The following is a 26,152-nucleotide window of genomic DNA, read 5'->3' as shown; positions in this document are numbered from 1 at the left end:
AGGAGACTCGTCGTCTCACGAGCTCCCGGAGGCCCGCGGATCCCCGTCGGCGTCGGGCAGCGTGGCCATGAGCAGCTCGGCGCTGTTCTCGATGTGCTCGCGGACCGTCGTCTCGATGCGCGACGGGTCGTTGCTGAGGATGGCGTCGAGCAGCTCGCGGTGCATCCGCAGGTTGCGGTCGATGTCGCCGGAGTGGGAGGCCATGTCGGTGCTCAGGGCGACGTGGACCGGTGCGGAGACGATCGGCCAGATGCGGGCGAGCATGGTGTTGCCCGACTCCATCCAGATCGTCTCGTGGAGGCGCAGGTGGGCGTCGTTCTCCTCGGAGGGGTCGCCGCCCCTGGCCGCCTTCTCGTAGGTGGTCCAGGCGCGGCGGAGTGCCTCCCGGGCCTCCTCGTGCCCCTCGGAGGCGATGGTCTTCGCCGCGATGGACTCCAGGGCGTAGCGGACGACGGCGATGTCCTGGATTGTGGAGCGGTCGAGGGTGGCGACCGCGACACCCTTGAAGTCCTCCTGGACGAGGAGCCCCTCGTGGATGAGCTGGTAGATCGCCTCGCGGAGGGTGGGGCGGCTGACCCCCAGGTCCTTGGCGAGCTGGACCTCCCGGAGCCGGTCGCCGGGGGCGAGGCGGCCGGTGAGGATCGCGTCGCGAAGCTCGGTGAGGACCGCGTCGCGCCGGGTCACACTCGCGATCGGCGCAACGCTCCGGCTCACGAGACACCCCCTAAGTGCTGTGTGTATGCCACGACGCCCCGACTGTACTCGGGCCGTGCGCACCGACTCCGGGCCGTCGGCACCGGCCGGCCGGGCTCCCAGGTCGGGCGCGACGGCGGCCGGCTCACTCGGCGGCCGAGTGGACGGGCCCCAAGTCGTCGATCTGCCGCATCCAGGTGTCGGCGAGGGTGAAGCCACGCTGGAAGGGGTCGGTCGGGTCCATCCCCATCTGGTAGATCCCGGTGATCCAGGCCTGCCCGGCGATGGACGGGACGACGGCGTCGTAGGGACCGACGGTCGTCGTCGAGACGATGTGGCTGTCGAACATCGTCCCGGTGATCGAGGTGTGGACGAACCGCTGGCCGACCTCGATGAGCCCCTTGGCGTGCAGCTGGGCGAGCCGGGCCGACGTTCCGGTGCCGCACGGTGACCGGTCGCAGCGCCCGGGGGAGACGACGACGGTGTTCCGGGCGTGCAGCTCGTCGCCCTCGCGACGCAGGGGACCGGCGAGGACGATGTTGGTGATGCCGGGGATCTCGGGGTTGTCGGGGTGGACGACGTCGATCTGCCGGGCCGCGGCCCGCTTGACCGCCTCGCCGACGGTGCACAGCTCCCGGGCCTTGGCGGGGTGGATCTCCAACCCCAGCCTGTCGACGTCGACGATGACGTAGGTCATCCCGCCGTAGACGATGTCGACGACGACCTCGCCGAGGTCGGGAACGGTCACCGGGATGTCGAGGTGGTAGGCGAAGGCCGGCTGGTTGACGAGGCGGGCGCGGGTCACCTTGCCGTCCTTGCAGTCGCAGGTGACGGTGATGAGGCCCGCGGGGGACTCCAGCGTCAGCTCGGTGACCGGCTCGGTCATCGGGAGGATGCCCGTCTCGAGGAGGACGGTCGCGACGCACATCGTGTTCGAGCCGGACATGGCCGGATACTCGGTGGACTCGAGGATGACGTAGCCCATCTGGGCGCGGGGGTCGCCGGGTGCGACGAGGACGTTGGCGTTGTGGTGGGCCGCGCCGCGCGGCTCGAAGAGGATCATCCGTCGCAGGTCGTCGACGTGGTTCTGCAGGTGCAGGCGCTTGTCGAAGACGGTGTCGCCCGGGACGTGGGGCACCCCGCCCACGACGACCTGGCCGCTCTCGCCCTCGGCGTGGCAGTCGACGACGGTGATGGTTCGGTTCCAGCGCATGTCGCGGTCCTCTCTGGGGGTGATGTCCGGTGGGTGCGATCCGAGGCGGTGTCGGTCAGGCGAGGAGGAACCCCTCGGCCAGCGCGTCGCGGCGGTCGACGAAGATCGTGGCGTCGGCCACGACGGAGGCGGTGCCGGTCGGTGATGGACACCCGGCACGCGGGGGTGTCGCCGACGAGGGTCGGCTCGAGGGGGCGACCGGTGAACCGGGCACCGGTGAGGCTCTCATGGGTGAAGGCCTGCCCGAGCTCCAGCTCGCCGCGCGCGAAGAGGGTGGCCACCTTGGCGGTCGTGCCGGTGCCGCACGGGGACCTGTCGACGCCGCCGGTCGGGATGACGACGACGATGCGCGTCGGCCCGCCCTCGCGCTCGGGGGGCCAGAAGAGCTGGACGTGGGTGATCCCGGCGATCTCCGGGATCGTCGGGTGGCGGACGGGAAGAGCGGCGTTCGCCGCCTCCCGGAGCGAGTGCGCCGCCGTGACGAGCGGGCGGGTGCGCAGCGGGTCGAAGGCCAGGCCGAGCCGGCTCGCATCCGCGATGACGTAGAAGTTCCCGCCGTATGCCACGTCGACGACGACGCGTCCGAGCCCGGGAACCTCGAGCGGCTCCTGCGACACGGCGCAGAACCCGGGTGCGTTGACGAACGTCACCGACGCGACGCGACCGTCCGGATCGAGGTGCGCCGTCGCCTCGATGAGGCCCGCGGGGGTGTCGATCCGCACGACGGTCTCCGGCCCGGTCGCGGGCACCTGTCCGGTCTCGATGAGCGCCGTCGCCGTGGCGATCGTGTCGCTGCCGCACATGGGGAGGTATCCGTGGGCCTCCATGAAGAAGGCACCGACGTGCGCATCCGGGTGGACCGGCTCGGTGAGGACGACGACGCTCGTCATCTCCTTGCCCCGCGGCTCGAGGACGAGGGCCTTGCGGATCCAGTCGTGACGGGCGGCGAACCCCTGCATCCTGTCCATCATCGTGGCGCCCGGGATGCGGGGGAGACCGGAGCGGACGATCCGCGACGGCGCGCCGCCCGCGTGGACGTCCAGCACCGCGAAGAGGTGGTCAGCGTGCACGAGCGATCTCCTTGGTCCGACGTGGAAGGCCTCTTGACAGGTCCGGCGGCGAGTCCTACTTTGGCATTCCGCTGGTTGTAATACAAGCGACTCAAGCCATCGAACGTCGGGAGAATCTCAGTGACCACCACACTGGAACTGCGGGGCATCCTGCCCGCCATGTTGACGCCCTTCACCGAGGACGGGTCGGCCATCGACACGACCGCCCTCGCCGCGCTCACCAACCGCCTCGTCGACGCCGGGGTCGGCGGCCTCATTCCCGGTGGCTCCACCGGCGAGTTCGCCGCCCTGAGCCACGACGAGCGCAGGCTGCTCCACGAGACGGTCGTCGAGGCCGCTGCCGGACGTGTTCCGGTCATCGCCCAGACCGGCGCCCTGACCGCGGGGGAGGCCGTCGCGCTCAGCCGCCACGCGGAGCAGGTCGGCGCCGCCGGGGTCATGGTCGTGCCGCCCTTCTACGACGGGCTCTCCTTCCGGGAGCTGAAGGCGTACTTCACGGCGGTCGCGGAGTCGATCGACATCCCGGTCATGATCTACCACATCCCCGGCGTGACCGGTCAGCAGCTCACGCCCGACGAGATCGGCGAGCTGGCCTCCATCCCGGGCGTCGCGTCGATCAAGGACTCCGGCGGCGACGCGGGCGCGCTCACCGCGGTCCAGGAACGGTACGGCGACCGGCTCCAGGTCTGCAACGGGTGGGACATCCTCACCTACTTCGGCCTGTCCTACGGCCTCAAGGCCTCGGTCTGGGGTGCCGCCAACATCTTCCCCGAGCTCGCCGTCGAGCTGTTCGAGACGATCTCCGTGAAGGGCGATCTCGACGCGGCCCGCAGCCTGTGGTCCCGCCTCGTCCCCGTCGTGAACTGGCTCGACGAGGAGTCCTACACGGCCCGCGTCAAGGCCGCGACACGGCTCCTCGGCGTCCAGGTCGGACCGGTCCGCAGCCCCTTCCAGGAGCCGACCGACGAGGCCCTGGCCGAGGTCCGGCCCCTTCTCGCGGAGCTCGGCCTCCCGGTCGAGGGTCTCGCGTCCGTCGGCTGACGGTCCGGTCCCGACCGCCCCAGCCCGACCCCGCCGGGACCGCACCGCCGGTGGGTCCCCTCGGCATACCCACTCACCACCCCGGACCACCGGCCCCGCGCCGGCCGGAAGGAGAACCCGTGCAGTTCATCAACGGAAGGCCCGCGGACGGCTCCGGCCCCGAGCAGCAGGTCGTCAACCCGGCGACCGGCGAGGTGATCGCCGCCTATCCCGAGGCGACGCCCGCCGACGTCGAGACGGCCGTGGCGGCCGCCGCCGAGGCCTTCCGGGAGTGGTCGCGCGCCTCTCCGGCCGACCGGTCCGACGCGATGCACCGCGTCGCGGCGATCCTGCGGGAGCGCTCCGGCCGGATCGCCGCGGACGAGACGGCCCAGACGGGCAAGCCGATCCGGCTCGCTACCGAGTTCGACGTGCCGGGCACCATCGACAACGTCTCGTTCTTCGCCGGGGCGGCCCGGGCCCTCGAGGGCAAGGCGGCGGCGGAGTACCTGCCGACGCACACCTCGATGATCCGGCGTGAGCCGATCGGCGTCGTCGGCTCGATCGCCCCGTGGAACTACCCGCTGCAGATGGCCGCGTGGAAGATCCTGCCCGCGATCGCCGCCGGCAACACCATCGTCGTGAAGCCGGCCGAGATCACCCCGACGACGACGATCGCCCTGGCCCAGGCGTGCACCGACGCAGGCATCCCCGACGGGGTCGTCAACGTCGTCACCGGGGCCGGCGCCACGACCGGCGAGGCCCTCGTCACGCACGACACCGTCCGGATGGTGTCCTTCACCGGCTCCACCGCCGTCGGACGGCACATCATGGGCCTGATCTCCCACCGCGCCAAGCGGATCCACCTCGAGCTCGGCGGCAAGGCGCCGCTCGTCGTCTTCGACGACGCCGACCTCGAGGGCGCCGTCCACGGGGCCGTCGCCGGCGCGCTCATCAACGCGGGGCAGGACTGCACGGCGGCCACGCGCGCGTACGTCCAGCGCCCGCTGTACGACGACTTCGTCCGTGGGGTCGCCGACGTCCTCGCGACCGTCCGGACCGGGGACCCGACGTCCATGGAGACCGACCTCGGCTCGCTCAGCTCCCGCCGCCAGCAGGAGCGCGTCGACGGATTCGTGCGGCGGGCCGAGGCCGACGGTGGGAAGGTCGTCTGCGGCGGCGCGGCTCCGACGACCGGTTACGACGGCACCGACCTGACGCGCGGAGCCTTCTACTCGCCGACGCTCATCACCGACGTCGACCAGCGGTCGGAGATCGTGCAGCGCGAGGTCTTCGGCCCCGTCCTCGTCGTCCTGCCCTTCGACGGCGACGACGAGGGCATCGACCTGGCCAACGACGTCGAGTTCGGCCTCGCCGCCTCGGCGTGGACACGCGACCTGCAGCGCGGGCTGCGGGCGAGCCGGGAGATCGAGGCCGGCACCGTGTGGATCAACGACCACATCGCCCTGGCCAGCGAGATGCCGCACGGTGGCGTGAAGGGCTCCGGCTTCGGCAAGGACATGAGCAGCTACGCGTTCGAGGAGTACACCACCGTGAAGCACGTCATGGTCGACATCACCGGCCGGCCCCGACGCGAGTGGCACCGGACCATCTTCACCGGTGACACAGGCGGGCAGTGAAGACTCTCCCGTCATGAGGGTTGTCGTCGTCGGTGGCGGCGTCATCGGGTTGACGAGCGCCTACCACCTGTTGAAGGACGGTCACGAGGTGACCCTCGTCGACGCGGGAGCCTTCGGGGCCGGCGCCTCGCACGGCAACGCGGGCTACGTCGTGCCCTCCGATGCCGCGCCGGTGCCGGCCCCGGGCATGGTCCTGAAAGCCCTGAGATGGATGCTGCACCGGGACAGCCCGCTCTACGTCCGCCCCTCCCTCCGGCCGGACGTGGCCCGGTTCATGCTCGCCATGGCGAGCCGGTGCAATGCCGCCGACTTCGATGCCGCCTTCCGGGCGAACCTGCTCCTCTGCGAGCACGCCATGGACCTTCTCGACGCGTATGCCGCGGACGGCGTGCGGTTCGAGATGCACCGGCAGGGCTATCTGTCGGTGTATGCCGACGAGCACGGGCTCGCCCACCGGGTGGCCGATCTCGCGACGCCGACGGAGTACGGCATGGAGCCGGAGGTGCTCACCGGCCGGGAGCTGACCGAGCGGGAGCCCGCGTTGCTTCCGTCGCTCGCCGGCGGGGTCTACTTCCCCCACGACCGGCACCTGCGTCCCGACACCCTCATGACGGGGCTTGTCGACCGGTGTGCCGAGCTCGGCGTCAAGCTCGTCGACCACGCCGCGGTGATCCGCATCCGCGGGGACACGAGGGTCCGCGCCGTCGAGACGACGACCGGTGTCGTCGAGGGCGAGGAGTTCCTCCTCGCCGCGGGAGCCCACACCACGCCACTGGCCCGCAGCATCGGCGTGCGTCTCCCGATCCGGCCCGGAAAGGGCTACAGCCTCGACTATCTGCCCGCACCGGTCCAGGTCTCGTGCTCGATCAACCTCGCCGACGCCAAGGTCGCCGTCACACCGCTGGACGGCCGCCTGCGGCTCGCCGGGACCATGGAGTTCGCGGGGTTGGACCACGAGGTCAACCCCCTGCGTGTCCGCGCGATCCAGGCGGCGCCCTCGCGGTACTTCGCCGGGTGGCAGCCCGGGAGCGTCGAGCACACCGAGCCGTGGGCCGGCATACGGCCGATGACGCCGGATGGGCTGCCGGTCATCGGTCGTCTTCCCGGGTGGGACAACGCGTGGGTGGCGGCCGGTCACGGGATGCTGGGTGTGACCCTCGGACCCGCCACGGGACAGGGGATCGCCGAGGCGATCGGCAGCGGCCACGTCCCCGAGCGACTCGCCCCGTTCACCCCCACCCGCTTCCTCTCGAGGTCCGGTCGGCCGCGGATGCGGCCACGCCCCACGACGCCGACGTGACCGGCGACCGCCGTCACGTACTACCCCCACCAGAAGGGTTGCACTGCAATGGAACTGACGCCCAAGGCTCACGAGCTGCTCGCCGGACGCAACTTCGGCATCATCGCGACGACGAATGCCGACGGCTCGCCGCAGCAGTCCGTCGTGTGGGTCCGTGAGCGCGACGGTGAGATCGTCTTCTCCACCGTCGAGGGCCGCGCCAAGCACCGGAACCTGTTGCGGGACCCGCGGATCGGGGTGCTCGTGCTCGAGGACGCCAACGGCTACCACTACAGCGAGGTGCGCGGGACCGCCAGGATCGAGCCGGACCCCGAAGGCTCCCTCATCGAGGAGCTCTCTCAGAAGTACACCGGGCAGTCCTACGTGGAGAACGCGACGACGCCGCGGGTCATCGTCGCCGTGACGCCCGAGCACATCACCGAGCACTAGTCCTCCGACGGCTCCCGCGCGAGCCGACACACGATCGCCGGGCGGTGCGGGACGTCGGTGCGTGCCGCCCTGTCGTCGACGCCGGACCGGCCTATATCACAACCGGCTCACCGGACTCCCCTCGCCTCTTGACACCCCACGGGGGCGACCCTACGATCAAGCACCACGCTGGTTGTCATACAACCGACCACTCTGCGGCTCGACTCCGTGATGCGACGGTGACCGCGGCTGGCGCCGGAGTCCCTTCCGCCACCCATCCCGGGCCCGCACGAGCGAATGCCCGCCACACAGGAGGATCAACATGACCAAGCCGAGCAAGATCGGTTTCTCCGTGATCGGGGCGCTGCTCGTCGTCGTCCTGGCCGGCTTCGCCGGCGGCAAGATGGCGGGAGGTGGGGGAGGCGGTGGAGCCGGGGGCACGGACGTGTCGCAGGCCACCTGGATCACCAAGATCCAGAAGGCGCACCAGCTGCGCGTCGGCTGTGCGGACTCCCCGCCGACGATCAACGTCAAGTCCGACGGCACGTGCACCGGAGCGGACCTCATCCCGATGCAGGATCTCGCGGACGAGCTCGGTGTCAAGATGGTGACCGTCGCGACGACGTGGCAGAGCATCGTCGCCGGCCTGCAGGCCGACCGCTACGACGTCGCCGCCGACCTGGACCAGACCGTCGAGCGGGGCCTGTCGATCCAGTTCACGAACTCCTCGTGGAGCTACCCGGGTGTCTTCCTCCTGCCCAAGGACACCAAGCTGACGACGGCGGCCAAGATCCTCGCGACCGGCAAGCCGATCGCCACGGCCCAGGGCACCGCTCTCGACTCCGCGCTGCAGGCCATCAAGGCCAAGGAGCTGCGCGTCGACACCTACCAGAACGCGATGAGCGCCGTCCAGGCCGGTCGCGCCGTCGCCCTCTTCGCCGACCTGGGCACCGCGGTCGACATGGCCAACAAGCAGAAGGGCTACGGCATCGTCGTGCCGAACCCGGCGATCTTCGTCCACTACGTCGCCTACGGCGTCCCGACCGCCATGGACCCCCGGTCGCTGCAGATCGTCAACATCGCCATCGACAACGCGGTCGCCAGCGGCAGCATCGCCCGAGCCTTCGCCGCCGCGGGGTACAAGGACGTCGACCAGCTCGGTGCGCTGGAGATCAAGCCCTGACGGGGCTGACCTCCACCGACAAGGGATGACGACATGACGTCCTACCACTTCGACTGGAGCATCATTCCCCAGTCGCTCCCCACCCTCTTCAAGGGCCTGGGGCTCACCCTCGAGGTCTCGGTCATCACGATCATCCTCGGGACGATCCTCGGCTTCCCGCTGGCCACCGCGCGGATGTCCAAGCACGAGATCATCCGGTGGCCGGCCCAGGCATACATCGAGGTCTTCCGCTGCACCCCGCTGCTGGTCCAGCTGCTCTGGGTGTTCTACGCCCTGCCCGCCTTCCTCGGCGTCACCATCCCGGCCGTCCCCTCGGTCTGCATCGCCCTCACGGCGAACATGACGGCCTTCATGGCCGAGACCTACCGGGCCGGGATGCAGTCGGTCCCGGTGGAGCAGATCGAGGCGGCCCAGATGCTGCGGTTGAGCAGGATCTCGATCCTGCGCCACATCGTCGTGCCCCAGGCGTTCCGGCAGCAGATCCCGACGATCCTGTCGATCTACGTATCGCTGTTCAAGGACACCTCGCTCGTCTCCGCCCTCGGCGTCGCCGACGTCACCTTCCAGGGCAACATCCTCTCCAGCCAGACCTACCGGCCCATGGAGGTCTTCACGACGGTCGCCATCATCTACTTCGTCATCGCCTTCCCCCTGACGCTCTTCACCAGCGCCGTCGAGCGGCGCATCATCAGCTCCAGCACCATGGGCGCTCCGCCGCGGTCCGGAGGGTTCTGGCGCCAGCTCATGCCGGGCCGGCGTCCGGTCATCCCGATCCCCGCGGCGGCCACCACCCCCGGTGCCGCGGGCGGCAGCGCCGGCGGAGAGCCTGTCGCGGGAGACCAGCTGCTGGAGTCCCGTTTGACGTCCCTGAACCCGCAAGGAGACCCCTCATGAGTACGCAGGAAGAGGCGCTCGAGCAGGAGCGGCCGGCCAGCGACCACTTCATGGACCTGTCCGGGATCACCAAGAGCTTCTACGGCCGGACCGTCCTCAAACGCGTCGACTTCACCCTCGACGCCGGCGAGATCGCCGTCCTCATCGGCAAGAGCGGCTCCGGCAAGAGCACCCTGCTGCGGATCATCGCCGGCCTCACCAAGGCCGACGACGGCGACATCGACATGATGGGCGAGCGGGTCGTCATCGGCGGGGAGTACCAGAAGACCTGGAAGGCCGCCCGCGACCAGGTCGGGATGATCTTCCAGAACTACACGCTGTGGCCGCACCTCAGCGTCCGCCAGAACCTCGCCCTCGCCCCCAAGAAGGTCCTCGGCGAGTCCGACAAGGTCATCGTCGAGCGCGCCGAGCGGGCACTCGCCGAGGTCGGCATGGCCCACCACCTCAACAGCCGATGCGGACAGCTGTCCGGCGGCGAGCGGCAACGCGTGGCCATCGCCCGGGCCCTCATGATGCGACCCAGACTGCTCCTCTGCGACGAGATGACCTCCGCCCTCGACCCACCCGTCGCCGCCGAGGTCCTCGGGGTCATCACCAAGCTGAAGGAGGAGGAAGGCATCGGCTGCGTCCTCGTGACCCACGACATGGCATTCGCGGCGAAGGCGGCCGACCGGGTCTCCTACTTCGAGGAGGGCGTCATCGCCGAGGAGGGCGACCCGCGCCGGCTGCTCTCCGAGCCCGAGACCCCGGGACTGCGCAAGTTCGTCGACGCCGTGCGCTTCTGACCCACGAGCGGCGAGCGGCGCGGCGAGCGGCGCGCGGCGCGCGCCGACGGCGGCCGGCTGCGGCAGCGGCGATGAGGTATGCGAGAGGCCCTCGGCACCCGATGGGGGTCGCCGAGGGCCTCTCGTATGCGGACCCCTCGTCTGCGCGGACCCGCTGCTTCGCTCGTCTGCGCGGACCCGCCGTGCCGGGACTCGCTCAGCGAGTGGCGGAGCGACGGAGCGCTTCGGTCAGGTCCATCCGCATGCTCGGGCTGACCGACCGGAGGTCGTCCAGCATCCGCCGCTCCTCCCGCGCCCGGCTGATCCGCGCCCACACGACGGCCCTGCTGCTGCTCACTGCACCTCTCCAAACAAATATCTCGACGTCAAGTAATAGAGACTTCATCCTAAGGCGGCGGGGTCACGCGCTCCAAAACGGACCATCCCGCCGTCGAGAGCCGGGTCTATCGATACCTCGACTCGCGGTGGGTCCGCTCGGGTGGAGGTAATAGGTGCCGCTGCGGTGGTCGCTGGATACCTCCACTGAAATGGGCCCGCCCGGTTGGAGGTATGGGGTGCCGCTGCGATGGTCGCTGGATACCTCGACTCGCGGAAGGATGCGCACAGGTGGAGGTATCTCGGGCGATTCGACGTGTGGGTGCCGCTGCGATGGTCGCAGGGTACCTCGACTCGCGGTGGGGCCGGTCGGGTGGAGGTATGGGGTGCCGCTGCGATGGTCTGTCGATACCTCGACTCGCGGAGGGTCCGCTCGGGTGGAGGTAATGGGTGCCGCTGCGGCGGTCGCTGGGTACCTCGACTCGTGGAGGGGCGGGTCGGTAGAGGTATCTCGGGCGATTCGACGTATGGGTGCCGCTGCGATGGTCGCTGGATACCTCGACTCGCGGAGGGGCCGGTCGGGTGGAGGTATGGGGTGCCGCTGCGGCGGTCGCTGGGTACCTCGACTCGTGGTGGGTCCGGTCGGGTAGAGGTAATGGGTGCTGCTGCGGCGGTCGCTGGGTACCTCGACTCGCGGTGGGGCCGGTCGGGTGGAGGTATGGGGTGCCGCTGCGGCGGTTGCTGGGTACCTCGACTCGCGGTGGGGCTGCTCGGGTGGAGGTAACAAGTGTCGCTGCGATGGTCACTGGATACCTCGACTCGCGGTGGGCCCGAGGAAGCTCAGACGGTCGCGGGCCGACCGTAGGGGACCTCGAAGGAGAACCGAGGGTCGCTGTGCAGCGCCCAATAGGCGTCGTGGATCGACCGCGTCACCGGTCCCGTGCCGAGGTGCCGTCCGTCGAGGCTGCGGACCGGCATGATGCCGCCGGCGGTGCTCGTGAGGAAGAGCTCGCCGGCCCGTGCGAGGTCGGCGACGGAGACGTCGCCGACCCGGACGGGAATGCCGGAGGCCTCGGCGATCTCGAGGGCGGTCCTGCGGGTGATGCCCTCGAGGACACCGTCCCTCGGCGTGACGAGGACACCGTCGACGACCGCGAAGACGTTGAACCCCGGCCCTTCGGTGACCAGCCCGTCGCCGTCGGTGAGGAGGACGAGGGAGGCACCGCGGTCGTATGCCTCGAACAGGCCGCGCACGAGGTCGCCCCAGTGGAAGTTCTTGACGGTCGGGTCGACCGCGCGCGGGGAGATGCGCTGGGTCTGGGCGGCGATGACGACGTCGGCGCCTCCGTCGGCCTGGAGCTCGGGAGTCACGATCCACACGTAGGGGATGGCGTAGGCATACAGGCGCGGGGTGAGCAGTCGAGGGTCCCGCTGGCCCGCGGCCGGGACGCCGCGGGTCACGACGATCTCGACGTATGCGTCCTGGAGTCCGGAGCGGCGCACCGTCTCCACCATGATCTCCCGCATCCGCTCCGTGGGGACGGGAGGTGCGAGCCGCAGCCGGTCGCAGCCGCGGAGCAGGCGGTCGAGATGGTCGTCGAGCCGGAAGAACCGGCCCTTCCACACCGCCGCCACGTCGTAGGTCAGGTCGGACCGGACGAACCCGGTGTCGAGGATGGGGATCCGCGCCTCGTGGATGGGGACGTAGTCGCCCTCGATCCAGGCGCACCCCGCGGCATACCGCTCCTCGATCGGCTCCATGTCGTCCTCCTCGACGGCCTCGGTCACTCGGGAACCATCGTGCCGGGTCGGCCGCCAGGGCACGGACCGCGGTGGCGACGCGCGACCGGCATCCCGAGATCAGCCAACGGTACGCAGCCGGTCGAGGTCGGCGAAGAACCCGGGGTAGGTCTTGCCGACACAGCCGGGGTCGGCGAGCGCGATCCCCGGGTGACGCAGGCCGAGGAGGGACAGGCTCATGGCCATCCGGTGGTCCTCGTAGGTCTCGAAGACGGTCGGCTGCGGCGTGCCGGGGGTCACCGTGAACCCGTCGTCGTGCTCGCGCGCATCGAGCCCGGCGCGCCGCAGCTCGGTGACGACCGCATGGATCCGGTCGGTCTCCTTGCCGCGGATGAAGCCGATGCCACGGACGCGGGTCGGCCGGTCGGCGAAGACGGCGACGGCCGCGAGGGTCTGGGCGGTGTCGGAGAGGTCGCGCAGGTCGACATCGACGCCGCGCAACCCGTCGACGGGTCCGACGACCGTCGTTCTCGTCGCCTCGCGGACGACGGTCGCGCCCATCCGCTCGAGGACGTCGACGAACCGGAGGTCGCCCTGGGAGCTGCCGCGGCCGAGGCCCTCGACGGTGACCCGGCCCCCGGTGATCGCCGCCGCGGCGAAGAAGTAGGAGGCCGACGACGCGTCCGGCTCGACGGCATACCTCGTCGGGACATAGCGGCCCGGGGGAGCGGCGAGGTCCTCGACGGTCGCCCCGAAGGCCCGCATCACCTCACGCGTGAGGTCGAGGTAGGGCCGCGAGACGAGGCCGGCGGTCGTCAGCTCCACCGCGAGGCCCTCCGGCATGAGGGGCCCGGCGATGAGCAGCCCGGAGATGAACTGGCTCGACTCGGTGCCGGGGATCCGCGCGCGTCCGCCGCGGGCGGGTGCCGTGACCCGGACGGGCAGCCGCCCGGGGGCGTCGAGCTCCTCGAGGCGCGCGCCGAGCTGGCGGAGGGCGTCGACCTGGGGCCCGAACGGGCGACGACGCAGCTGGGCCGACCCGTCGACCGTCGTCGGGCCGACCCGGACGGCCGCGACGGGGAGGACGAAGCGCGACGTCGTCCCCGACTGCCGCGCGTCGACGTGCGCCGCGTGCGTGCTCGAGAGGTCGGCGCCCGTGATGCGGAACGCGTCGTCGGCGTCGTCCCTCGCGACGGTCGCGCCGAGGCCGCGGACCGACTCGACCATGGCCGTCGTGTCGTCGGCGACGAGCGCTCCGGTGACGGTGCTCGTCCCGGGTGCGAGGGCGGCGCAGATGAGGGCGCGGTTCGTGATGCTCTTGGAGCCGGGCACGCGGACGGCCGCGTCGGGGGGCACCGGGAGTGGCTCGATGAGCAGGGCATCCTGCGTCGATCCGCTGGCGTTCATCGGGGGCAGAGGTCCTTCCGGTCCGGTGGAACAGCACAGTAGCCCGCGGTGCGCCGGTCGCCACCGGGCCCTCCGTATGCCGGGCAACCCCGGTATGCCGAGCGTGGCCCAGAACCGGATGCGCCTGGATGTCGGCTCCCGGCCGGCAAACGGGGTGTCTCCAGGGCAGCCTGGATGCGGTGGCCGGGTCAGACCGCCTGCAGGACCGCGTCGAGCTCCTCGACGAGCCGCTCGGCATGCTCCTCCCGGAAGACCAGGGGCGGGCGGATCTTCAGGACGTTGCCGTGCAGGCCGGTCGCGGAGATGAGGACCCGCCGGTCGCGCAGCCCGTTGACGATCGCGCTCGCCGTCTCCTTGTCCGGCTCCTTGCCGTCCCGGGTCCGGACGATCTCCACCCCGACGTAGAGCCCTGCGCCGCGGACGTCGCCGAGCCGTTCGTCGCGGGCGGCCAGGGTGCCGAGCCGCTCGCGCAGGTAGCGTCCCACGCGCTCGCTGTTCGCGACGAGCCCCTCGTCCTCGATGACGTCGAAGGTGGCCCGCGCGGCGGCCACGGCGACCGTGTTGCCGCCGAAGGTGTTGAAGTAGCGCATGTCCTGGCCGAACCGCTGGACGACCTCGTCGACGACGGCGATCCCGGCGACGGGGTAGCCGTTGCCCATCGGCTTGCCCATCGTGACGATGTCCGGGTCGAGACCGTGACGCTGGAATCCCCACAGCCGCTCCCCGCTCCGGCCGAAGCCGCACTGCACCTCGTCGGCGACGAAGAGCCCGCCGGCCCGCCGGACGACGTCGGCGACGGGGCCGAGGAGGGTGCGCGGCTCGGCGTAGACGCCGTCGGAGGAGAAGAGCGAGTCGACGACGAATGCGGCGAGACCCTCGCCGCGACGCTCCAGGTCCTCGATCTGGCGCGCGGTGTGCTCGGCGAGCCACGCTCCGAGGCCCTCCGGCGGCAGCCGGTAGGAGTCGGGCGTGGGGACCCGACGGGTCCACACGCCGAGCGGTGAGAACTCGCCCATGGACGGGGAGATGCCCGCGGTGAGCTCCGTGTTGCCGTGGTACGCCTCGGACGTGACGATGACGCCGGACCGCCCGGTGCGGTGCTTGGCGATCCGCAGCGCGAGCTCGTTGGCCTCCGACCCGGTGCAGGTGAGCATGAGGTGGCCCTCCTCGGCGAGGCGTCCGCCGAAGGTCGGCAGGAGGCGCTCGGCATAGTCGAGGATGCCTTCGTGGAGGTACCGCGTATGCGTGCACAAGGTCTCCAGCTGGCGGTGGATCGCCTCGACGACGCGGGGATGCCCGTGCCCCACCGACACGACGTTGTTGTAGGCGTCGAGGTACTCGTTGCCGGCGGCGTCCCAGGCCTGCACGCCCCGGGCACGGACGAGCTCGACCGGCGTGCCGTAGAAGAGCCGGTAGGACGGGCCGAGCAGGCGGGTCCGGCGCTCGACGAGACGGCGGGTCCCGGGATCGAGCGACGCGGCGGCGGAGGGGTCGAACGCATTGTTCATGCGCCCGCGGGGGAGGTCGGTCTGCAGTGGTGCCACGAGTGGGTCCCTTCCGTGACGTCAGGCGGGTGGGTCGAGGAGGTCGGAGACGTCGCCGGTCGAGCGGGCGAGGAACCAGTCGAGCTGTCCCCACCCCTGCTCGGTGTTGCGCATGATGTATGCCGTGTTGCCGGGCATGAGCTGCACGCGCCGGAGGGTGATGAGGGCGCGGCAGACGACCCGCGACATGACGAGGTGCGGGACGAGCCGCAGCTCCTGCCGGGTCAGCTCGGTGACGGACAGGTAGCCGCGCAGCACGTCACGGGCGTCGGCGAAGAGGTCGACGGATGGGTCCTCGACGGCTCGGGGCAGCTGGTTGAGCAGGGCGGTCGACACGTCGACGGCGATGGCGGTCCGCACCGAGTCGCCGAAGTCGATGATCCCCGTGACGAAGCGCGGGTCGTCATGGTCGATGATGAGGTTCGATCGGCTGAAGTCGTTGTGCAGCACCTGGGTCCGCAGGGTGAGGACCTCGTCGTGGATCGCGACGACGCGCTCCATTCCCTCGGTGAGCCGGTCCCGCCGCGCCCGGTCGGCGACGCCCTCCAGCAGTGGGCGCAGAGCAGGCGCATGGCGGACGTCCCACGCGAGCTGCCGGGAGTCGGCCGGGTGGGAGAAGGCGGCCATGGCGAGCCGGAGCCGGCCGAGCACCTCGCCGATCCGCTCCCGCTCGACGGCGCTGCTCACCGTGCCGTCGAGCGGGGTGCCCTCGAGATAGGTGAGGACCGACGCGCACCGGCCCTGTCCCGCCGAGTCGGTGATCGCGGCGAACCGCCCGCCCGTCACGTCCCGGCAGACCCGGGGAACGGGCAGGCTCGGGTCTGCCTCGGCCACGTGGTCGATGAGGGAGAGCTGGAAGTCCACCTCGGTCGGCGGCTCGTCGGGGTTGGCGACCTTGAGGACGTAGCGGGCCCCGTCGTCCGCGGCCACCGCGAACGTGTCGTCCTTCTCGGTGGGGAGGGGCGTGAGGGCACCCTCGATGGCGAAGTGCCGGCGCAGGAGGTCACCGGCCTCCGAGGCCTGCATCGGGACGTGCGCGGTGGCCAGGCCACCGCCGTCGAGGACGTCGGCCGCGCCCGTCGGCCGGGTGCTCGCGGTCGGTCCGGCGTTGCTCATGGATGGGTGCTCCGTTACGCTGCGAACTGTCGACAGTTGACATTCTAAGAGAAGCACATCATGCGGGGTCACGGCCAGCCGACGGAGGTGTCCGCCCGCGCTGTGAGACGCAGGGCCGGAAGGAGGCCACGTGGACGACACTGGACCGGCTCGACCGGGCGCAGCCGCGGCGCTGACCCCTCTCGCGCCGTCGCGATCGCTGACCGAGGAGGTCGTCGAGGTGCTCCGGGCGCGAATCGTCGCCGGCGACTTCGCCTCGGGGCAGCAGCTCGTCCAGGCCGAGGTGGCCCGGCTGCTCGGGGTGAGCCGGGGCCCGGTCCGGGAGGCCCTCAACCAGCTGAAGGCCGAGGGCCTCGTGCGCGACGAGCCCCGGCGCGGCACCTTCGTCGCCCGGCCGGAGCCGGAGGACATCCGGGACGCCCTCGACCTGCGTCTCGCCCTCGAGGTGCGGGCCGCCCAGCTCGTCATGGACCGTGCCGACCCGGCCGCCGTCGCGCCCGTCGCGACGGCCTTCGAGGATCTCATCGCCGCCATTCGCAGAGGCCATGCGGACGGCATCGGCGGAGCCGATCTCGCCTTCCACGAGGCCATCTGCCGCGCGAGCGGCAACCGGTTGCTCCACTCGGTCTTCACGAGCCAGGCGGCACGCGTCACGATCCTCATGCGGGTCGACGAGCTGTCCTACCGCTCGCGACCCGAGGTCCTCGTCGAGGAGCACCGGGAGCTGCTCGAGTGCCTCCGGGGCCGGGACAAGGAGCGGATCCAGACCCTGCTCACCGTGCACATCGAGGGCCTGCGCGACCGGATCCTCGCCGCCTGGTCGCATCCGACGACCGGGAGCGGGATCTGAGGCGACCCCCCGGCCTACCCGACGGTCCTCGGGCGGGCCTCGACGGCGACGTCGCCCCAGTCCAGGCCCGGGAGGTTGACGACGATCGCCTCCTGGGTCGTCCGGGCGATGACGACGACGGCCTCGTCGCCCTCGTCGGGGTTCTCCTCGCGGTGGGGCACCCACGGCGGGACGAAGACGTAGTCGCCGGGGCCGGTCTCGATGCGCGTCTCGACCGGGCGCTCGCCCTCGACGTCGAGGAAGACGAACACCGGATGCCCGGAGACGACGTAGATCGCCGTCTCCGAGGCGCCGTGGTGGTGGTTCGCCGAGGCCGTCGAGGCCGGCACGTGGGTCTGGCCCATCCACAGGTTGCGCGCGCCGACGGTCTTCCCGCTGATGGCCTCGAGGCGCCGCATCCCCGCGGTCTGGGTCGTCTCGCCGATGAGCCCGGCGGGCGCGACGTGGTGGAGCGAGCGGTGGAAGGGGTCGATGACGGCGGGGACGAGGACGCCGCTCGGGGTGCGGACGACATCGTCCCCGTGCGAGCCGGCGGGGACGTGGAGGGGGGAGGGCATCAGGCTCCTTGCGCGAGCAGTCGAGGGCTGGACGGGGGCACCGCGAGCAGCCGGCGCAGTGTCGTGGCTGCCGACCGGGCCAGCCTGGCATCGAGCCCGCGCCGTGACCAGACGGCGAGGGGGAGCGGTTGCGGCGACGGGAGCTCGTGGCATACGTCGAGGCCCGCGGGGGTCTGCCCGAGCGTCGCGAGGAGCGCGACCCCGAGACCCGCCCCGACGGCGGCATGGACCCCGGCGAGCTGGTTGGCCTCGGCCCCGACGGAGGCCGGTATGCCGTGGTCCGCGAGCGTCTCCAGCGCGCGGCTGCGCAGCTGGCACGGGCTGTCGAAGGCGACGAGGGGCACGGGGCCGTCCGGGCGCCGCCACCCCGGTGCGCAGAACCACGTGAGCTCGAGGTCGCCGACGGCGATCGCCCGGGGATCGTCCGCAGGGCCGAGGAGCAGCGCGAGGTCGAGCCGGCCGGTGAGCAGGCTCTCCCGCAGTGCCGCCCCCCGGTCGATGCGGAAGTGGACCGTGCCCGCCGGCAGGGACTCCTCGAGGGTCTCGGCGAGCCGCGGCAGCAGCTGGGCGGCGGCGTGCTCGGTCGAGCCGATGGCGAAGGTCTCCTCGGTCTCGACACCGAAGGAGCGCATGGCCTCGTCGTGGACGGCGAGGAGCCGGCGGGCGTAGCCGACGAGCTGCTCCCCGTCCCGGGTGAAGCGCGAGCCTCGGCCGATGCGTTCGACGAGCACTCTGCCGGTCGCCGCCTCGAGTCGGCGCACGTGCTGGCTCACCGCCGCCTGGCTCAGATGGAGCGAGGTCGCCGCGCGCTGGAAGCCGCCGCTGTCCGCGACGGCGACGAGGCTGCGCAGCGGCGGGATGTCGAGGGTCCGGGACATGTGCATAACCATACACATTCATAACCATTACCTTGCGTTATGGGTTGCCATCACGATTCGTCGTTGGACACGACCCCGCCCATCGGTCATGCTCGACGACATGCACCGGTCCGCCCTGCCCCAGCTCACCTGTCGTCGGTGGGTGGACCTCGCGCGCTGCGAGGCGACGCGCTGTCGGCGCGCCTGACCTGACGGCCGCTCGTCGTCGGCGGTCCGCCACCGCGCGGTCCTCCTGACGCCGTCCCTCCCGCCCGCGCACCTCCCGTGCCTGCGGAACCGCTTCCGCGCAGCCACCGGCGGCGGCATACCCACGCGCCCCCTCCACGGCATACCCGCGCAGCGTCGCGCGGCACCGGATTGCTCACTCCCGCAGGCCTGCCCGCGTCCCCGATCGGGACGGGCCACCCCAGACCCCCAGGAAGACCATGATGCCCACGACCCATCCCCGCCGCCGCGCCGCCCTCGCCGCCCTCGCCGGCACCGCCTCGCTCACCCTCGCCGCCTGCGCCGGGACCGCCTCCTCCGCCTCCGACGGAGGACACGCGACGCTGTCGTGGGCCACGTCCTACTTCCCGACCCACTGGGACCCCGTCGTCGGCGGCAGCGGTGCCCAGTTCCGGGAGCTCGCCCTCGTCTACGCGTCGCTGACCCGGACCGACGAGCACGGCAACGCGGTGCCGGACCTCGCGAAGAGCTGGGACTACGACGCGGCGGGGACACAGGTCACCTTCCACCTGCGGCCCCACCTCACCTTCAGCGACGGGACTCCCGTCGACGGTGCCGCCGTCAAGGCCGCCATCGACCGGGCCAAGACGCAGAAGGACTCGGCCCTCTTCGGCGACCTCACCTCGATCACGTCGGTCACCGCCCACGGGCTCGACGTCGTCGTCCGTCTCGGTCAGGTCGACTACCAGATCCCCCAGCTGCTCGGCGAGCGCGTCCTGCAGGTCGCGAGCCCGAAGGCCGCCGCCGACCCCGCCAAGCTCGACCAGAACCCTGTCGGGGCAGGCCCGTTCGTCGTGAGCCGGCTCGTGCCCGGCACCAAGGTCACGCTGACGAGGAACCCGCACTACTGGGATGCCAAGGACATCCACATCGACACCGTCGAGCTCACCTCGGCGCCGGACGCGGCCACCGTCGTGTCCGGTCTGCAGACCGGTGCGTACAACTTCGCCGACATCGACCCGAGCCAGGCCTCGGCGGCGAAGAAGGCCGGCCTCGACGTCTTCGTCCAGCCCGGCTTCAACGCCGAGAACATCTCGATCAACATCCACAAGAAGCCGTTCGACAACCCCAAGGTCGTCGACGCCGTCCGGTATGCCGTCAACCGGCAGGAGTTCGTCGACAAGCTGACCTTCGGCTACGGCGAGGTGACCGACGAGCCCTTCCCCAAGGGCTACGTCGCCTACGACCCGCAGTCGGAGAACCGCTACCCCTACGACCCGGCGAAGGCCGAGCAGCTGCTCGCCGAGGCGGGGTACCGGCCGGGCGCCGTCAAGGTCGACCTCGTCATCCCGGCCGCGTCCCCCGAGGCGGAGATCGTCCAGTCCCAGCTCGGTGCCGTCGGCATCGGCGTGACGATCACGGTCGACAAGAACTGGGCGACACCGTTCTTCGCCAAGGACCTCGCCCTCTCGCTCTACGGGACGACGGGCCGGGACTCGGCGGTGCAGACCCTCACGGCCCACTTCGGGCCGAACGGGCCGTTGAACCTCAGCTCGCCCTACGAGCCGGCCGGCTTCGAGGCCGCGGTGGCGAAGGTCCGCCGCACGCCACTCGGCTCGCCGGACTACGCGAAGGTCCTCCAGGCGGCGACCCGCACCGGTCTCCAGAGCCGCGCCCTGGTCTTCACCTACTCCGACCCGAACCTGTATGCGAAGAGCAAGGACGTCTCCGCGCTGCCCACCAACCCCGGCCACCTCGACCTCACCGGCGTGACCGTCGGCGGCAGGTGAGCCGGGGCACGTGAGCCGAGGAGTGACGATCCCATGACCTCATCGACCGCCGTGGCCCGCACCGGGCTCGACCTTCGCCGGCACAGACTCCTCGTGGCCAGGGCCCGGCACGCCGGTGCCGGCATCCTCGTCGCGCTGGCCCGCGCCGTCGCGATCTTCGTGCCCGTCTTCGTCTTCGCCACGTTCATCACCTTCGCGCTGCGTTCCCTGTCGGGGCTCAGCCCCGCGCGGATCCAGCTGGGAGAGAACGCGACACCCGAGGCGATCGCCCGCGTCGAGAGCCAGTGGGGACTGGACCGGCCGTTCCTCGTCCAGTACGGGCACTGGTTCGGCGCGCTGCTCCACGGCGACCTCGGGACGAGCTGGGTCAACGGCGCGGACATCTCGACGCTCATCGGTCTCGGCCTCGGGGTGAGCCTGTCGGTCGCGACCCTCGCCCTCGTCATCGGCGTCACCGGCGGCTTCGCGCTCGGGACGCTCGCCGCGCTTCGCCAGGGCAGCTGGGCGGACCGCGCCGTCACGGGGTTCGTCACCATCGCGTCGGTCATGCCGGCGTTCGTCGTCGGCATCGTCCTCGTCACGGTCTTCGCCGTCGGCCTGGAGTGGTTCCCGTCCGCCGGGTACGCGCCCCTGCGCACCGGCGTCGGGCCGTGGCTCGCCCACATCACGCTCCCCGCGCTCGCCCTCAGCCTCGACGTCGTCGCCGACGTCGCCCGGCAGCTGCGGACGAGCCTCGTCGCGGCATACCGGGAGAACTACGTCGTCGGAGCGATCGTCCGCGGCCTCGGTCGCCGGAGGGTCTTCTGGCGGCACGCGCTGCGCAACGCGATCGGGCCACCGCTCGCCGTCCTCGGCCTGAAGTTCCCCGCCCTCGTCGGAGCCTCCGTCGTCACCGAGTGGATCTTCGGGCTCCAGGGGTTCGGGCGGTTCGCCAACGACTCGGCGCAGGCCGGCGACGTGCCCGCGGTCCAGGGAGTCCTCGTCGTGTCGATCGTCCTCGTCGTCACCTTCAACCTCCTCGTCAACCTCGTCCTCGCGAGGGTGACCCCGGCGTCGCAGCGGGGGGTGTGAGGCCATGCTCCGGCGCGTCCTCTCGCTGCCCTCGGGTCGCCTCGCGATCGGCGTCCTCGTCCTCGTCGCGGCGCTGGCCGTCCTCGGCCCCGTTCTCGCGCCGCAGGATCCGCTCGCGACGAGCGGCACCACCCTCGCGGGGGTCTCCGGGTCCCACTGGCTCGGCACCGACAACCTCGGGCGCGACGTCCTCAGCCGTCTCCTCGCGGGCTCACGGGTCAGCGTCCTCGGGTCCGTGGAGGTCGCCCTCGTCGCCCTCGTCGTCGGCGCCGTCCCCGGGATCCTCTCGGTCTACCTCGGCCGGACCATCGAGTGGCTCAGCCTCCGGCTCGCGGACACGCTCGTCGCCCTGCCGTTCCTCCTCTTCGCGGTCGCCGTGACGGCGCTGCTCGGCAACGGTCTCACCCAGGCGATGGTCGTCACCGGTGTCCTCGTGTCGCCACTGTTCTACCGCGTGTCCCGGGCCGCGACGCTCACCGTCGCCCGGTCGGCATACGTCGAGTCCGCGGTCGTCGCGGGAGCCTCGATCGGCTGGGTCGTCCGCAGACACGTGTGGGTCAAGGTGCTGCCGCCCGTCGCCGTCGCCCTCGCCCAGACCGTCGGCACCGGATTCGTCATCGTCTCCAGCCTCACCTTCCTCGGCATCGGGGTGCAGCCGCCGGCCCCGACGTGGGGCGGGCTGCTGGCCTCGGACCTCGGCTTCCTCGCCTACCAGCCGTGGGCCCCGCTCGCTCCCGCGCTGCTCATCATGGCGACCGTGTGGGCGTGCAACGTCCTCGCCGACGTCGTCCGCGACGTCTCCGGGGAGGCCGGCCGGGCCCTCGTCGCAGCCCGCGGCTCGCGTCCGCCGACCCATCCGTCCACTCCACGCACCTCGGGAGGTGTCTCGTGACGGCCTCGTCCAAGAGCCTGTATGCCGTTGCCGCGCGTCCCGGTCCGGCCCTCGCCGGACCGGGGGGCCGACCCGGCCGACCGGCCGGATCCGCCGAGGGGATCGTGTCGTCCCTGTCCTCGCGAGCCGCGACGCCCCCGCTGCTCGCCGTGCGCGACGTCCGGATCCGGCACGCGCCGACCGGGAGGGAGCTCGTCCGGGGGGTGAGCTTCGACCTGGCGCCGGGGCGGGTCGTCGGCATCGTCGGGGAGTCGGGGAGCGGGAAGACGCTGACCTGCCGGGCCGCCCTCGGCATCCTGCCTCGCCACCTCGAGCTCTCCGGTGGATCCATCGTGCTCGCGGGTGAGGACGTCACGACGTTCGACGAGGACCGGTGGACGCGTGAGCGCGGGTCGACGCTCGCGGCCGTCTTCCAGGACCCCGCCTCCTACCTCAACCCGTCCCTTCCCGTCGGCTCCCAGGTCGCCGAGGTCCTGCGCGTCAAGACCGGCCTTCGCCGTCGGGAGGCCCGGTCGCGAACCCTCGAGCTGTTCGCCTCGGTGCACCTGCGGGACCCGGACGTCGTCTACGGCCAGTACCCGTTCGAGCTGTCCGGCGGGATGCTGCAGCGCGTCCTCATCGCCGCCGCCGTCTCGGCCGGTCCGCGGATCCTCGTCGCGGACGAGGCGACGACCGCGCTCGACGTCACGGTCCAGGCCGAGATCCTCGATCTCCTCGCCGATCTGCGCGAAGGGTCCGGCCTGTCCCTCGTCGTCGTCTCCCACGACCTCGCCGTCGTCGCGCAGCTGTGCGACGAGGTCCTCGTCATGCGGCACGGCGAGGTCGTCGAGCAGGGCCAGACCGATCGCGTCCTGCACCGGCCGGAGCACGAGTACACCCGGCTGCTCCTCGCCGAGCACGACCAGTTCGGCCTCGACCGGGTGCTCGAGGGGAGGGCATCATGACCGAGACGACGGCGGCCGTCCGGCCGGACGCCAGGCCCGTCGGCAGCGACGTCCCGCGCGACGAATCGGTGCTCCAGGTGCGCGATCTCGACGTGCACTACGGTCGGGGCCGGCGGCGGCGGCAGGTGCTCCACGGTGTCTCCTTGACCGTCGGCCCCGGCGAGACCCTCGGCCTCATCGGGGAGACGGGGTCGGGCAAGTCGACGTTCGGACGGGCGGTCCTCGGCCTCGCCCCGGCGTCGTCGGGCCGGATCGTCGTCTCCGGCGAGGAGGTCACGGCATACGGGCGCCGGCAGTGGCGGACGCTGCGCCGGCGCGGCGTCCTCCAGTCCGTCTTCCAGGACCCGTTGCGCAGCCTCGACCCGGACCTCACCGTCGCCGACTCGCTCGTCGAGCCGCTCGTCCTCCAAGGGGTTCCGCGCGCTGAGGCCCTGACGCGCGCCCGGAGCGACCTGGCACGGGTGCGGCTCGAGGACGACCTGCTGGACCGGCTGCCCGGCGAGATCTCCGGCGGGCAGCGGCAGCGGGTCGCCGTCGCGCGAGCCCTCGTCACCGACCCGTCGGCGATCATCCTCGACGAGCCGGTGAGCGCGCTCGACGCGGCGAACCGCGTCCAGGTGCTGCGCATCCTCCAGGAGCTGCGTTCCGCCGGCGTCGCGCTCGTCTTCATCTCCCACGACCTCGGATCGGTCGCCGGCATCGCCGACCGCATCGCGGTCCTCTACCAGGGCCGTCTCGTGGAGGAGGGGCCGGCCCGCACGGTCGTCACCAGCCCCCAGCACGTCTACACCCGACTCCTCGTCCGCTCCGCTCCCACCCTGCGAGGCGGGGCCGCGGACCGGGCCGAGCGTGCGGAGCTCCGTGCGCTCCTCGGAGCCTGACCACCCGTCCACCGAAAGGAAGAGCCATGTCCCGTCGACAGATCCACCTCGCCCTCCACCCCTACGGCGTCGGAGGTCCCGGTCAGCACGGCCTCTGGAAGGACCCGCGGGTCGCCAAGGACGCGAGCATCGACATCCGCTACTACATCGACCTCGCCCAGGCCGCCGAGGCCGCCCTCTTCGACGCCCTGTTCGTCGTCGACAGCCAGTTCATCAACGCGACCTACCCGGCGCACTACCTCAACCGGCTCGAGCCGCTGACCCTCCTGTCCGCCGTGGCGACCCACACGACCCACCTCGGGCTCGTGGCGACGGCGAGCTCGACGTACAACTCCCCGTTCAACCTCGCCCGGCGCCTCGCCTCGCTCGACCTCATCAGCGGGGGCCGGGCCGGGTGGAACGTCGTGACGAGCTTCGACACCGGCACGAGCCGCAACTACGGGCTCGAGGAGCACCTCGACTACACGACGCGGTACGGCCGCGCGCTGGAGTTCGTCGAGGTCGCCCGGGGCCTGTGGGACTCCTACGAGGACGACGCGTTCCCCGCCGACGTCGAGCGCAACCTCTTCCTCGACCCCTCGCGCCTCCACGAGCTGAACCACGTCGGGGAGCACTTCTCGGTCGCCGGGCCGCTCAACATCTCCCGCTCCGCCCAGGGTCAGCCGGTCATCTTCCAGGCGGGCGTCTCCGAGGAGGGCCGCGCCTTCGCCGCCGAGGTCGCCGAGGGCATCTACGCGCCGGGCGGCTCGTTGGAGCAGGCCCAGACGTACTACCGGGACATCAAGCGCCGGACCGCCGCGGCCGGCCGGAACCCCGACCACATCAAGATCTTCATCCACGGCTCGCCCGTCGTCGGCGCCACCGACGACGAGGCCCGGCGTCGCGAACAGGAGATCTTCGACGAGGACAACGACTTCGGCCGCAACCTGGCGCTCCTCGGCCGCTCGTTCGGAGCCTACGACTTCAGCGTCCACGACCTCGACGCACCGTTCCCCGACGTCGCGCACCTGGCCGAGCGAGGTGGTCGCACCTCGGCGACGGCGATCATCGAGCGCGCGCGGCGCGACAACCTGACCCTGCGCCAGGTGGCGGAGAGCCTCGGCGGCTTCAGGCGGACGCCCTTCGTCGGCGCGCCCGACACCGTCGCCGACGCCATCGAGACCTGGTTCGAGGCGGGGACCTTCGACGGCATCAACCTCGCCTTCCGGACGAGGGAGGAGCTCGACCGGTTCGTCGACGGCGTCGTCCCGATCCTGCGGCGGCGCGGGCTCTTCCGCACCGAGTACACCTCGGACACGCTCCGGGGGAACCTCGGCCTGCCCGTGCCGGTCAACCGGCACGCGGCCGCCCGGGAGGGCGTCGACGCGTCGAGGGTCGCCTCATGACGGTGCCCTCGATCACCGGCGGGCGGGACGTCCACACCGTGCGACTGCCCGACGCCGAGCCGCCGGAGGCCGTCGACGTCCTCGTCGTCGGGGCCGGCCCGGTCGGCCTGTCGGCCGCCGTCGAGCTGTCCTCCCGAGGGGTCGACGTCGCCGTCGTCGACCGGGCGCACGGGGCGACGCTCGTCCGGGCCGGTGCGATGGGGCACACCCCACGCGTCGTCGAGCACTTCCGGCGCTGGGGGCTCCTCCAGCGCGTCCGGGAGGAGTGGACGACGCCGCCGGAGTGGAACCGCGGCATCCGCCTGGTCACCTCGCTCGTCGGCCACGAGCTCGTGCCGACCCGAGCACCCTCCTTCGCCGCGCTCGGCACGCGGCGGTTCTCCTCGCAGGAGGCGATCCGCCGCCCGCAGA

Annotated in this window: 25 protein-coding genes; 15 read left to right on the top strand and 10 right to left on the bottom strand. The window is 71.6% G+C overall.

What is annotated here, in order from left to right:
- Positions 1 to 15: 15 nt before the first annotated feature.
- The 3 genes from BN12_RS15435 to BN12_RS23875 form a co-directional block, all read right to left on the bottom strand.
- Positions 16 to 714 (bottom strand): GntR family transcriptional regulator, encoded by a 699-nt coding sequence (locus BN12_RS15435; protein WP_162233091.1) that lies wholly within the window; start codon positions 712 to 714, stop codon positions 16 to 18.
- 124 nt (positions 715 to 838) lie between these two features.
- Positions 839 to 1,831, bottom strand: coding sequence for a proline racemase family protein (locus BN12_RS15430; protein WP_200901386.1), 993 nt, complete (start codon positions 1,829 to 1,831; stop codon positions 839 to 841).
- The gene (locus tag BN12_RS23875) at positions 1,753 to 2,976 is read right to left on the bottom strand and encodes a proline racemase family protein (protein WP_083454683.1); all 1,224 of its coding nucleotides are present in this window, start codon (positions 2,974 to 2,976) and stop codon (positions 1,753 to 1,755) included. Before BN12_RS23875 ends, BN12_RS15430 begins: the two co-directional genes overlap by 79 nt.
- 120 nt (positions 2,977 to 3,096) lie before the next feature.
- Between BN12_RS23875 and BN12_RS15425 the strand changes: the two genes are divergently transcribed.
- The 7 genes from BN12_RS15425 to BN12_RS15395 all read left to right on the top strand — a co-directional run bounded on the left by BN12_RS15425 (position 3,097) and on the right by BN12_RS15395 (position 10,206).
- The gene (locus BN12_RS15425) at positions 3,097 to 4,017 is read left to right on the top strand and encodes a dihydrodipicolinate synthase family protein (RefSeq protein WP_048553836.1); all 921 of its coding nucleotides are present in this window, start codon (positions 3,097 to 3,099) and stop codon (positions 4,015 to 4,017) included.
- 119 nt (positions 4,018 to 4,136) lie between these two features.
- On the top strand, positions 4,137 to 5,636 hold the full coding sequence (locus BN12_RS15420) for a gamma-aminobutyraldehyde dehydrogenase (RefSeq protein WP_048553834.1): 1,500 nt from the start codon (positions 4,137 to 4,139) through the stop codon (positions 5,634 to 5,636).
- Between the two features lie 13 nt (positions 5,637 to 5,649).
- Positions 5,650 to 6,936, top strand: coding sequence for an NAD(P)/FAD-dependent oxidoreductase (locus BN12_RS15415; protein WP_048553833.1), 1,287 nt, complete (start codon positions 5,650 to 5,652; stop codon positions 6,934 to 6,936).
- Positions 6,937 to 6,984: 48 nt separating this feature from the next.
- Positions 6,985 to 7,365, top strand: coding sequence for a PPOX class F420-dependent oxidoreductase (locus tag BN12_RS15410; protein WP_048553831.1), 381 nt, complete (start codon positions 6,985 to 6,987; stop codon positions 7,363 to 7,365).
- A 301-nt stretch (positions 7,366 to 7,666) separates the two neighbouring features.
- Entirely contained in the window at positions 7,667 to 8,527 is an 861-nt protein-coding gene (locus BN12_RS15405) for a substrate-binding periplasmic protein (protein WP_048553829.1), read from the top strand.
- Positions 8,528 to 8,560: 33 nt separating this feature from the next.
- Positions 8,561 to 9,421 (top strand): amino acid ABC transporter permease, encoded by an 861-nt coding sequence (locus tag BN12_RS15400; protein WP_048553825.1) that lies wholly within the window; start codon positions 8,561 to 8,563, stop codon positions 9,419 to 9,421.
- Positions 9,418 to 10,206: an amino acid ABC transporter ATP-binding protein gene (locus BN12_RS15395; RefSeq protein ID WP_048553822.1), complete on the top strand. Its 789-nt coding sequence runs from the start codon at positions 9,418 to 9,420 to the stop codon at positions 10,204 to 10,206. Before BN12_RS15400 ends, BN12_RS15395 begins: the two co-directional genes overlap by 4 nt.
- Positions 10,207 to 10,402: 196 nt before the next feature.
- Here BN12_RS15395 and BN12_RS24600 read toward each other — a convergent pair whose 3' ends face one another.
- The 5 genes from BN12_RS24600 to BN12_RS15375 form a co-directional block, all read right to left on the bottom strand.
- Positions 10,403 to 10,543, bottom strand: a complete 141-nt coding sequence (locus BN12_RS24600) for a hypothetical protein (protein ID WP_157635522.1) — start codon at positions 10,541 to 10,543, stop codon at positions 10,403 to 10,405.
- 818 nt (positions 10,544 to 11,361) lie between these two features.
- On the bottom strand, positions 11,362 to 12,309 hold the full coding sequence (locus BN12_RS15390) for an aminotransferase class IV (RefSeq protein WP_200901228.1): 948 nt from the start codon (positions 12,307 to 12,309) through the stop codon (positions 11,362 to 11,364).
- A gap of 72 nt (positions 12,310 to 12,381) precedes the next feature.
- Positions 12,382 to 13,668 carry a 3-phosphoshikimate 1-carboxyvinyltransferase gene (gene aroA / locus BN12_RS15385; protein WP_048553821.1) on the bottom strand — a complete coding sequence of 429 codons (1,287 nt, stop codon included), beginning with the start codon at positions 13,666 to 13,668 and terminating at the stop codon, positions 12,382 to 12,384.
- A gap of 188 nt (positions 13,669 to 13,856) precedes the next feature.
- A complete protein-coding gene (locus BN12_RS15380) occupies positions 13,857 to 15,212 on the bottom strand; it encodes an aspartate aminotransferase family protein (RefSeq protein ID WP_048553820.1) in 1,356 nt (451 codons plus the stop codon).
- Positions 15,213 to 15,233: 21 nt separating this feature from the next.
- Positions 15,234 to 16,328 (bottom strand): phosphotransferase, encoded by a 1,095-nt coding sequence (locus BN12_RS15375; protein ID WP_053080050.1) that lies wholly within the window; start codon positions 16,326 to 16,328, stop codon positions 15,234 to 15,236.
- A gap of 130 nt (positions 16,329 to 16,458) precedes the next feature.
- Between BN12_RS15375 and BN12_RS15370 the strand changes: the two genes are divergently transcribed.
- The gene (locus BN12_RS15370) at positions 16,459 to 17,178 is read left to right on the top strand and encodes a GntR family transcriptional regulator (RefSeq protein ID WP_048553819.1); all 720 of its coding nucleotides are present in this window, start codon (positions 16,459 to 16,461) and stop codon (positions 17,176 to 17,178) included.
- 14 nt (positions 17,179 to 17,192) lie between these two features.
- Here the strand turns inward: BN12_RS15370 and BN12_RS15365 are convergent, their stop codons facing one another.
- Together BN12_RS15365 and BN12_RS15360 are read right to left on the bottom strand one after the other, a co-directional pair.
- The gene (locus BN12_RS15365) at positions 17,193 to 17,735 is read right to left on the bottom strand and encodes a cupin domain-containing protein (RefSeq protein WP_048553817.1); all 543 of its coding nucleotides are present in this window, start codon (positions 17,733 to 17,735) and stop codon (positions 17,193 to 17,195) included.
- Entirely contained in the window at positions 17,735 to 18,613 is an 879-nt protein-coding gene (locus BN12_RS15360; RefSeq protein ID WP_048556465.1) for a LysR substrate-binding domain-containing protein, read from the bottom strand. Before BN12_RS15360 ends, BN12_RS15365 begins: the two co-directional genes overlap by 1 nt.
- A 425-nt stretch (positions 18,614 to 19,038) precedes the next feature.
- Between BN12_RS15360 and BN12_RS15355 the strand changes: the two genes are divergently transcribed.
- The 7 genes from BN12_RS15355 to BN12_RS15325 all read left to right on the top strand — a co-directional run.
- The gene (locus BN12_RS15355; RefSeq protein WP_048553815.1) at positions 19,039 to 20,568 is read left to right on the top strand and encodes an ABC transporter substrate-binding protein; all 1,530 of its coding nucleotides are present in this window, start codon (positions 19,039 to 19,041) and stop codon (positions 20,566 to 20,568) included.
- Between the two features lie 33 nt (positions 20,569 to 20,601).
- Positions 20,602 to 21,639 (top strand): ABC transporter permease, encoded by a 1,038-nt coding sequence (locus BN12_RS15350; RefSeq protein WP_048553814.1) that lies wholly within the window; start codon positions 20,602 to 20,604, stop codon positions 21,637 to 21,639.
- Positions 21,640 to 21,643: 4 nt separating this feature from the next.
- Positions 21,644 to 22,531 (top strand): ABC transporter permease, encoded by an 888-nt coding sequence (locus tag BN12_RS15345; RefSeq protein WP_048553813.1) that lies wholly within the window; start codon positions 21,644 to 21,646, stop codon positions 22,529 to 22,531.
- Positions 22,528 to 23,475, top strand: coding sequence for an ABC transporter ATP-binding protein (locus tag BN12_RS15340; RefSeq protein ID WP_235432423.1), 948 nt, complete (start codon positions 22,528 to 22,530; stop codon positions 23,473 to 23,475). Before BN12_RS15345 ends, BN12_RS15340 begins: the two co-directional genes overlap by 4 nt.
- Positions 23,472 to 24,356 carry an ABC transporter ATP-binding protein gene (locus tag BN12_RS15335; protein ID WP_083454681.1) on the top strand — a complete coding sequence of 295 codons (885 nt, stop codon included), beginning with the start codon at positions 23,472 to 23,474 and terminating at the stop codon, positions 24,354 to 24,356. The genes BN12_RS15340 and BN12_RS15335 overlap by 4 nt, the downstream gene beginning before the upstream one ends.
- Before the next feature lie 26 nt (positions 24,357 to 24,382).
- Positions 24,383 to 25,741: an LLM class flavin-dependent oxidoreductase gene (locus tag BN12_RS15330; RefSeq protein WP_048553811.1), complete on the top strand. Its 1,359-nt coding sequence runs from the start codon at positions 24,383 to 24,385 to the stop codon at positions 25,739 to 25,741.
- Positions 25,738 to 26,152 (top strand): FAD-dependent oxidoreductase (locus BN12_RS15325; protein ID WP_048553809.1); only part of this gene is annotated, 415 nt, incomplete at its 3' end. The genes BN12_RS15330 and BN12_RS15325, both read left to right, overlap by 4 nt.

Source organism: Nostocoides japonicum T1-X7 (assembly GCF_001046855.1).
Classification (GTDB): domain Bacteria; phylum Actinomycetota; class Actinomycetes; order Actinomycetales; family Dermatophilaceae; genus Nostocoides; species Nostocoides japonicum.
The sequence above is the reverse complement of the archived record's forward strand: the minus strand, read 5'-3'. Positions and strand labels throughout refer to the sequence as shown.

What these genes read in the sequence shown, in the direction of transcription:
- BN12_RS15415 (WP_048553833.1), top strand. Translation starts at nt 5,650, where the DNA reads ATGAGGGTTGTCGTCGTCGGTGGCGGCGTCATCGGGTTGACGAGCGCC.
- BN12_RS15410 (WP_048553831.1), top strand. Translation starts at nt 6,985, where the DNA reads ATGGAACTGACGCCCAAGGCTCACGAGCTGCTCGCCGGACGCAACTTC.
- BN12_RS15405 (WP_048553829.1), top strand. Translation starts at nt 7,667, where the DNA reads ATGACCAAGCCGAGCAAGATCGGTTTCTCCGTGATCGGGGCGCTGCTC.
- BN12_RS15400 (WP_048553825.1), top strand. Translation starts at nt 8,561, where the DNA reads ATGACGTCCTACCACTTCGACTGGAGCATCATTCCCCAGTCGCTCCCC.
- BN12_RS15395 (WP_048553822.1), top strand. Translation starts at nt 9,418, where the DNA reads ATGAGTACGCAGGAAGAGGCGCTCGAGCAGGAGCGGCCGGCCAGCGAC.
- aroA (WP_048553821.1), bottom strand. Translation starts at nt 13,668, where the DNA reads ATGAACGCCAGCGGATCGACGCAGGATGCCCTGCTCATCGAGCCACTC.
- BN12_RS15375 (WP_053080050.1), bottom strand. Translation starts at nt 16,328, where the DNA reads ATGAGCAACGCCGGACCGACCGCGAGCACCCGGCCGACGGGCGCGGCC.
- BN12_RS15365 (WP_048553817.1), bottom strand. Translation starts at nt 17,735, where the DNA reads ATGCCCTCCCCCCTCCACGTCCCCGCCGGCTCGCACGGGGACGATGTC.
- BN12_RS15360 (WP_048556465.1), bottom strand. Translation starts at nt 18,613, where the DNA reads ATGTCCCGGACCCTCGACATCCCGCCGCTGCGCAGCCTCGTCGCCGTC.
- BN12_RS15355 (WP_048553815.1), top strand. Translation starts at nt 19,039, where the DNA reads ATGATGCCCACGACCCATCCCCGCCGCCGCGCCGCCCTCGCCGCCCTC.
- BN12_RS15350 (WP_048553814.1), top strand. Translation starts at nt 20,602, where the DNA reads ATGACCTCATCGACCGCCGTGGCCCGCACCGGGCTCGACCTTCGCCGG.
- BN12_RS15345 (WP_048553813.1), top strand. Translation starts at nt 21,644, where the DNA reads ATGCTCCGGCGCGTCCTCTCGCTGCCCTCGGGTCGCCTCGCGATCGGC.
- BN12_RS15335 (WP_083454681.1), top strand. Translation starts at nt 23,472, where the DNA reads ATGACCGAGACGACGGCGGCCGTCCGGCCGGACGCCAGGCCCGTCGGC.
- BN12_RS15330 (WP_048553811.1), top strand. Translation starts at nt 24,383, where the DNA reads ATGTCCCGTCGACAGATCCACCTCGCCCTCCACCCCTACGGCGTCGGA.